Origin of the sequence: Streptomyces turgidiscabies Car8 (genome assembly GCF_000331005.1) — a bacterium.
Lineage (GTDB): Bacteria > Actinomycetota > Actinomycetes > Streptomycetales > Streptomycetaceae > Streptomyces > Streptomyces turgidiscabies.
In genome coordinates this window covers 1-7542 of record NZ_AEJB01000290.1, presented here as the reverse complement: position 1 = coordinate 7542, position 7542 = coordinate 1, and the positions used below count along the sequence as shown (strand labels likewise).

8 protein-coding genes are annotated in these 7542 nt (G+C 68.4%); all 8 read right to left on the bottom strand.

Features of this window, described 5'->3' with window-relative positions:
• Positions 1–11: 11 nt before the first annotated feature.
• Positions 12–1496, bottom strand: a complete 1485-nt coding sequence (locus tag STRTUCAR8_RS19320) for a tyrosine-type recombinase/integrase (protein WP_006377518.1) — start codon at positions 1494–1496, stop codon at positions 12–14.
• Positions 1493–1687 carry a helix-turn-helix transcriptional regulator gene (locus tag STRTUCAR8_RS49870; RefSeq protein ID WP_078507240.1) on the bottom strand — a complete coding sequence of 65 codons (195 nt, stop codon included), beginning with the start codon at positions 1685–1687 and terminating at the stop codon, positions 1493–1495. Before STRTUCAR8_RS49870 ends, STRTUCAR8_RS19320 begins: the two co-directional genes overlap by 4 nt.
• A 181-nt stretch (positions 1688–1868) precedes the next feature.
• Entirely contained in the window at positions 1869–3026 is a 1158-nt protein-coding gene (locus STRTUCAR8_RS19315; protein ID WP_006377522.1) for a DUF3631 domain-containing protein, read from the bottom strand.
• Positions 3023–3376 carry a hypothetical protein gene (locus STRTUCAR8_RS54285; RefSeq protein ID WP_006377521.1) on the bottom strand — a complete coding sequence of 118 codons (354 nt, stop codon included), beginning with the start codon at positions 3374–3376 and terminating at the stop codon, positions 3023–3025. The genes STRTUCAR8_RS19315 and STRTUCAR8_RS54285 overlap by 4 nt, the downstream gene beginning before the upstream one ends.
• Positions 3373–4266: a bifunctional DNA primase/polymerase gene (locus STRTUCAR8_RS19305; protein ID WP_044472474.1), complete on the bottom strand. Its 894-nt coding sequence runs from the start codon at positions 4264–4266 to the stop codon at positions 3373–3375. Before STRTUCAR8_RS19305 ends, STRTUCAR8_RS54285 begins: the two co-directional genes overlap by 4 nt.
• Entirely contained in the window at positions 4263–4616 is a 354-nt protein-coding gene (locus STRTUCAR8_RS19300) for a hypothetical protein (protein ID WP_044472473.1), read from the bottom strand. Before STRTUCAR8_RS19300 ends, STRTUCAR8_RS19305 begins: the two co-directional genes overlap by 4 nt.
• A gap of 85 nt (positions 4617–4701) precedes the next feature.
• Positions 4702–5178: a hypothetical protein gene (locus tag STRTUCAR8_RS19295; protein WP_006377520.1), complete on the bottom strand. Its 477-nt coding sequence runs from the start codon at positions 5176–5178 to the stop codon at positions 4702–4704.
• A 204-nt stretch (positions 5179–5382) separates the two neighbouring features.
• Positions 5383–7503, bottom strand: coding sequence for an FtsK/SpoIIIE domain-containing protein (locus STRTUCAR8_RS19290; protein WP_044472472.1), 2121 nt, complete (start codon positions 7501–7503; stop codon positions 5383–5385).
• Between the last annotated feature and the right edge of the window lie 39 nt (positions 7504–7542).

Here is a 7542-nt window from a genome sequence, read left to right as displayed (position 1 = left end):
CCACGCACTCCTCAGGGAGCGTCCGATGGCCCCCATCCCATCGCCTTTTCGATCTTCCTGTTGTCCGCCTCCTCGCTGTTGTCGAGACAGCCGGCGTAGTGGCGGTTGATGACCTCGGGGGACGTGCCCGCGCGACGGGCCACCTCGGCAACGGGTAGGCCCGAGCGGAGCCAGTCCGTGATGCACGTGGCTCGCCCGTGGTACGGCTTCTCAGCGAGCGGCGAATGGACCTTGGGCGGCGGGAAGGCGTAGGCCCGCGCTTCCTGCCACACACGCCAGTAACTGGACGTGCCCACCAAACCGCCCCGCTCGTTCTGGAACACCCGACCGTCGGCGGCCACTCCGAACTCCTTGACGTGCGCCCGGAGCATGGCAACCAACACGGGCGGAATCGGCACCGGACGATCTGCTTCGGGGTCTCGCATCTTCAATCCCCTTTTGTCGTGCCGCTCGCCCGAGTCGGTCCACTTCTTGCCCGATACAGGGCGTGTTTCCCGAAGGGTGAGAACGCCCCATCCAGCTTCCGGCAATTGGCAGTCATCGAGTCTCAGTCCAACTACTTCCGCCGGGCGCATCGCGGCGTACAGGATGCATCCGAAGAACGCGACCAAACGCCTTCCCCGATTTCGATGAACCGAGCCTACGTAAGAAACGGCCGTCAGGAACTCGCGCCCCTGTGTAGCGTTCATGAGAACGCGCGGGTCAAGCGGACCACTGGCAGCAGTAGCGGTTCGCTCTAACCCAACAATCGGGTTCTTGTCCAGATACCCCTTCTGGATCGCGTACGCCATGGCAGCGTTGATGTTGCGGCGCCGGCGCTTGTACGTGTCCTTGGCGGCTAGCTTTCCGTCAAGCCTGTAGGCCAACCGGTAGTGGACGTCCTCCGCTGTTCCGGTATCTCGCAGCGCCGATAGGGGAAGCGAGTTCTCCGCGAGCCACGCGCAGACTTTTTCCAGGGCAGGAGGGGGTTCCTCGTGCTCATGGGCTGGCACAACGGTCCACCTCACGGCCCGCCGCACGGCCAGGAGGTCAGGGGCATTCGGCTTGTCAGCCATCATCCCCAGGGCGGCGGCCGCAAGACTGTCTGCGAATCCCTCCCGAGTTTTCGCCGCTGCTGTACGCCAACGACGTTTCATAAACTCGCGCGAGAAATCCCACCACGTGAGATCCAGCTTCTCCGCAGTTTTCGCTACTGCCGCTGCGTCTGCCTTCCGGACCTCCGACTCCGGCAGACCCGACTCCACATCGAATGCCTCACCTCTGCGGAGAGCTTGCCGCAATTCGGAGCGGCGAGTATCGGCAAGTGCCGAAGTAGCGAACGACGCGAAGCGACGCTTTCCTGCAACGATCCATCGGAGTTGATACGGGGCCGCCTTGCTGGCTACTTTGCCGACTCCCCATACGCGGACGTCAGTTGAGAAGGTTCGTTCTTCGCTGCCCTCAGGGCGCTCACTTCCGTGAGCGCCCTGAGTCGCACCGGTCGTACTGCTGGTCACGCAGCGTCCTCCCGTTCCGAAAGCCAACGCTCATATTCCGATCGACGGATTCGCACGTCACCGTTCGGAAGCTTGATCGAGCGGGGCGCCTTTCCGATTTGGCGCCACCGGTGAAAGGTCGACGAAGGAACCTTCAGATCGGCAATGACCTCTTTGATGGTCATCTTCTCGTCCAGCGCACGGGCGCTCATGCCGCTGTCCTCACTTCAGTTTGGGAGGGGCGGGGGTTCGACCCCTTCTGGGAAGTCCGCTACATCCGCTACACCGCTACATCGCAGGTCAGCGGGCGGTTTTTTGTAGCGGACGGGTTGGATGTAGCGGCTACGGCCGCTTCGGGGGTGGAAGCCGTAGCCGCTACATCGGGGGTTGCCGCTACAGATTCAGGGGCTCTGAGCTGGGATGTAGCGGCGTAGCGGATGTAGCGGCCCTGGGGGGCGGGCAGTAGCGAGACCAGGCGTCTTCGAGGTCTTCCGCGAAGAACCCCTTGAGGACTCCGCCGGCGGTGCGGATGTTGCGGGAGACGACGGGGTCCCCGTCGGCGTTGCCGTACTCGCTGAGCATTCGTGACAGGCGCCGGTTGTCGAGGGGCTTGCCGTTGAGGTCGGCCCACGGTGCGTCGTCGAGGGCGTTGAGGCGGTCGAGGATGGCGACGGTGGGCAGGCGGTCGATGCCGATGAGGACGTGGTCTCGCAGGTCGGTCAGGAGACGGATTCCGATGCTGCCCTTGTCGTTGGCGCGGGATGCGGTGACCAGGGTCTGGCAGGCTTCGCGGGCCCGTTTGGGCCAGTCGCCTCCTGCCGCGTCGGCGACGGTGAGCAGGGGTTCCCATACGTCGGCGGGCCGGTCGGTGACCCCGTCGGGCATCTCGGGGAAGGCGCCCGTGATGCGTTCCTGTACGGTCTCGGCCCACTTGGCGAGCCGGTCCCGGAGTTGGTTGCCTTCCGGCACGTGGATGCGGGTACGGAACTGTTCTACCTTTTCGTTGCGGGCGCGGCGGCGCATGCGGACGATGACGGAGCGGGTCATGATCGTGTCGGGTAGCCCGCCGAGTCCGGCGACCGCGACGGCGCAGTACGAGGGGAAGCCCTGTACTTGCTGGTTGGAGCCGTCTCCGACGCACCGGTACATGGGGCGTCCGCGCGCGTGTCCGGCGTTGATGAACCCGCGAAGCTGCTCGTTGTCCCCTGCTTTGGGACCGAAGATCGTGTCGATTTCGTCGAAGAGGATGGTGGGCCGGCCGCCGTCGATTCCGGAGACGGACCGGAACAGTGCTGCGGCGGAAGCGTCCGCAGCCGCCATGGAGCGCGGTACGAGGGTTTCCACCACGTCCAGGGCCCGCGACTTCCCCGAGCCCGGCTCGGGCGAGAGGAACGCGAGACGCGGGGTGGAGTCGAACGCATCGAGCAGGTGCGCGTGCGCGTCCCACAGGGTCACCGCGACGTAGGCGGCTTGGGTGGGGAAGACGTTGAAGCGGCGGTGGAAGGCTTCGACCTCGTTGAGCAGCGCAGCGCCGTCGATGGTGTCGGTCATGCGGCGGCCCTCCCTTCCTGGGGGGTGCGGAGCGGGCAGGTGTCGCGGTGGGCGGTGTGGTCGTCGATCAGGGCGAGCACGTGGGGGCCGCCGAACGCCCGGCGGTCACGGCCGCACTCGCACCGTGAGGTGGCGGACGGTGTCGCGCCGTACGGCGTGCAGATGTGCAGCCACGCGATCGGGTAACGGCCGTCGCCACGCGGCGGGTTGGAGCGAACGGCATTGGGGACGCCTTCGGCGGCTTCCTGCGGGTCGCCCTTGGCCGGCCGTGGCAGGGAGGGTTCGGCGGCGCGCGGGTCCGTCGCGGGTCGGGTGATGCTCTTCAGAGGGGGAGGGAGTGGGGTGTTCATGCCGCGTCCCGGCGAAGCTGGTTGTGGGCGATCGACCAGTTCAGTGCGCTGCGCAGCGTGGAGCGGCATTCGGCGGCGGTGAGTCCCGCCCCCTCCCCCGCCTCCTGAAGAGCCTGTTCGACCACGCTCCGGGGGAGGTCGCCCCACGCGACGAACCGGCCCAGGGCGCGCGCCGCCCGGAACAACGTCGCTTCGCGCTGCCCTGGTTGGGCCCCGGCAACGTTGCGGGCCTCTTTGCCGAGCGCCATGTCAGCGTATCGACCTGATTGCGTCGTTACGGGCCCTGAGGGGGTCTGTGGCGGCTTGGGGGCTGGTGTCAGGATGCTCAGCAGCCATCCGGGCACCGGGGCCGCCACAGAGCCGCTGAGGGCTTCGTAGGGTCCGGCGGGGGTGAGGGAGCCGGCGGCGACGACGTAGCCGCCCCATGCGCGGGTGTCGATCTTCGGGGCCAACGTGCCCTTGGTGCTGGGCAGTTGGATGCCGGGCGGGGTGGTGAAGTACAGGTGCTGGCCGCCGCTGGGGGTCCGCACCGTGAGGGTGGTGGGGACGGGGTGCCCGGCGCGCTCGCAGAGCGCTTGGAAGGATGTCTCGCCGTCAGGCGTGTCCGCATCGTCTTCGGGCTTGGGCATGTCGAGGTCGACGACGACCAGCCCGGAAGGGCCGGTGGCGATGCCGACGTTGTACGGGCGCAGGGCCCACGCGGCGCGGATACGGTCGGGGTCGGTGGTGGCCCGCTGCTCCCACTTCCGGTGCCCGCTCACGCACTCGCCGGTGCGGCGGCATGCGGCCTCACCGTGCAGGGCGGGCGGCTTGGCCCCTGGGCGCAACGGGTGGACGGGCCAGTCACGCTCGGCAGCGTCCAGGGCGGCCTTCAACAGGTGCCCGTTCATGCGGCGGCGCTCCCGTCCTCGTCGGCCCACAGGCTCAAGACGCGGTCGTTGAATGCGTCCTGAGCCGCGCCGAAGGCTGCCTTGTCGCCGGTACGGAACGCGTCGAGGAGGGCGGCGGCCTCCGGGGTGGGGCCGGGGGCGGGCACGCCGTCCAGGTCGCGGGTGAGGGTGCACAGGAGCGAGCGGGTGAGGTACTTGTCGAGGAACATGCGGTGTTCGACCAGAACGAGCGGCGGGCCGACGGTGACCAGGGTGAGGACGGTGCTGCCGTCGGGACGCGGCTCGGTCCGGGTGGTGACCACCCTTTCGGTTCCGTCGGGGAGTCGCGGGTGGATGCGGCGATCGGTCATGCTGGAGACCTCCAACAGGTCTGTTGAGGACTGGCTGGACAAGGGCGGCCCCGGTTCTTTGGCGAGAGGGGGGCCGCCCTTGGCGTCAGTGGTGGTTGTTCGTCTTGGCCCAGACACCGGTGGTGCGGGTGTGGACGTTGCGCTGGTCCTGGTAGACGGGGCCTTCGTAGTGGTGGTGGATGTCGGGGGCGGGCTTGGCGTGCCGGGCGAGCCGGGCGAGGGCGAGGACGAGGGCGGTGGGGGCGCCGAACACCAGGCCGCACACGATCGGGTTGGCGAACTGGGAGAGGTACAGGAGCACGCCTGCTGTGCCGCCGACCATGGTGGTGGCGGTGGCGCCGGCGAGCATGAGCACGCTCGCGTCGGTGGCGCCCTGGCTCATCGGGGGCCGTCCGGGCTGTGCGACGGGCGGGGTCTCACCGTGGGCGGGGACCGGGGTGGTGTCGCGGTAGGTGGTGGGCCGGTAGGCGTCGGCGATGATCCGGCGGGCCTCGGTTTCGGCCTGAGCCTCGTTCATACCGGTGTCGGTGGCGGTCGATCGGGGACTGGTCTCGGGGTACATGCGGAATCCCTTCCGGCGGTAGGCCAGGGAGGAAGAGACACCCCCTTCGGGGTGCGCTGTGGAGGGGGTTTCAGGGGTCTGACCTGGGATGCCTCCCTGCCTCCCTGACTGATCATTCGTGCAGGTCAGGGTCAGGGAGGCGGGTCAGGGAAGGGGGTAGGGAGTTCTCCCTGCCTCCCTGGCCCGCCGGGGTGTGGCTCCCTCTCATTCAGCGGCGGAAGCGGAACCCTCGTCGTCGCGGTTGGTGAGGGCGCGCGAGACGCGTTCGGCGGCGACGACCATGCGGCCGTCCGACTTGTACGGCTCGGCTCCGGTGCCGTCCAGGACGCGCTTGAGGTTGATGAACGACCAGGCGCCGTAGGCGTCCGCGTCCAGCGTCGCGAGCCGCTTGAGGACCTCCTGCGTGAACAGTCGCGGCGCGTCCCCGAGGACGGCGGCGATGTCGGCGAGCGGGTCTCGCTGCTCGCCGGTGTCGACGACGCGCAGGGTGGTGATGCCGGTGCGCATGGCCTTGGCGCGGTCGGTGATGGCTTCGGCCGCGTCGTCGTCGATGTAGTGCGTGCGGACCGTGATGGATGCCTGCCCGGCGGGGACGGCGATCCCGTCGGACGCGACGACCAGCGTTCCCCGGTCCAGCCCCGGACGCAGCAGGTTCGGTGCGGCGCCCCCGTCGACTGCCTTGTCCCCCAGTGCCATCCGGGCTTGCGACTCGGTACCGAGCGCGAGTGAGGCACGCGTGTGGGCGCCCTCGCGGACGAGCTTGGGGAGGTTCTGGTCGGTGGGGTCCTGGGTGCCCTGCCACATGAGCACGTTCACGGCGCGGCCCTGGTTGTGAATCTTGCGGACCGCCATGAAGTACCGGGAGGTGGCCTTGGAGCCGCCGTAGGGGCGGCGCTCGTCGTCGACGACCGGGCACATGAACGCCATCTGTGCTTCGTCGACGATGACGATCAGGGCGGGGAACACCGTGCCGGGCGGGGCCTGGATCCGGCGGTTCATCTCCTCCACCGCCCGCTCCACCATCTCCGTGACCTGGATGACGTGGTCATCGGTCGGCCCCTGGATCAGCACGGTGGCGAGCCCGTTGAACATCTTCCAGTCACCGATGCCCTTGAGGTCCCCGATCCAGAACTGAACCGACTTGTCCAACGCGAGCCACAGGGCCAGCGAGCGCAGGGCAACGGTCTTGCCCTGGTTCGAAAGCCCGGTGATCAGGAGGTGGCGCTGATACACGCTCAGGGCCGCCATGTCGCCACGCAGGTCCTGACCCCACGGGGCTTTTCCCTTGGCGTAGTCGGCGGTCATGGTCTCGTCGGTGACCAGCGGAGACGGCCCGATCGGCTCATCCAATGCGCCCGAGTCGGCGACCCACAGCCGCACCGTGCGGGCCGCCTGGGGGATGGTGATGAACACTTCGTGCTCATGCCGGGACAGGTTCTCGGCAAGCTTCCGGCGCCGGTTTTGCACTTCGATCGTCGACACCCCCGAGGGAAGCGTCACGTCGACTTCCACCCCGCACCCGGCAATCCGGATCGGGCCCAGCATGGACGCGCCGGCGTCGCCCATGTCCTTGATGGCGTTGCGCAGCGCGGGCACTCCGAGGTCACGCAGGGCCTTGACGACGATCGACGGGGTGACCGGTTCGCCCTCGCCGTTGCGGACGTTGGCGGGCAGTGCCCACTGCGGGGCGGCCTGCTGCTTGCTGCCGACGGTCCACAGCGCGAGCAGGGCGAGCAGCGGGCCGACGATCAGCGCGGTACCCCACGTGACCTGCACGATCCGGATCAGCAGGGCGATGAAGTCGATGGTCGCTTTCAGAGGCGTGATCACGTCGCCGATGTCGTGGTTGTTGATCGCCATGACGACCCCGAGCGCGACCAGCACCCCGATGCCGACCCCGGTACCGACCGCAAGCCCCTTCGCGGCCTCTACGGGCGAGTGCAGGAGGTCCATGCGGCGGTGGTGGCGGGCCTGCCGGAAGCGCGTGAGCCGCTCCTCCCACTCCTCAGCCGCTTCCAGGTTCCCGGCAGCTTCCGCTGTGCGGATCATGCGTTCGTAGCGGGCCCCGGTCTTCCCGTCCCACGCACGTCGGGCAACGATCCGCCCGCCGTTGAACGTGTAGAGACTGTGACGGACGACCGCACGGGCGGTGGTCGTGGTCGTCTCGTGCGTGATCACGGTTTTGACGGCCCGCCCGGAGCGCACCCACAGCGGTGTCAGGGGTGCGGGCGGGGCGTCGGGCACCACGGTCAGCACGGTGGGGGTCACGTCCGACTCGGAGTCGGTGGGCGGGGTTTTGGTGAGCGGGATGATGTTCTCGGTCATGCTGGTACTGCTCCTGACTGCCCCCATGCGGGGGCGGGA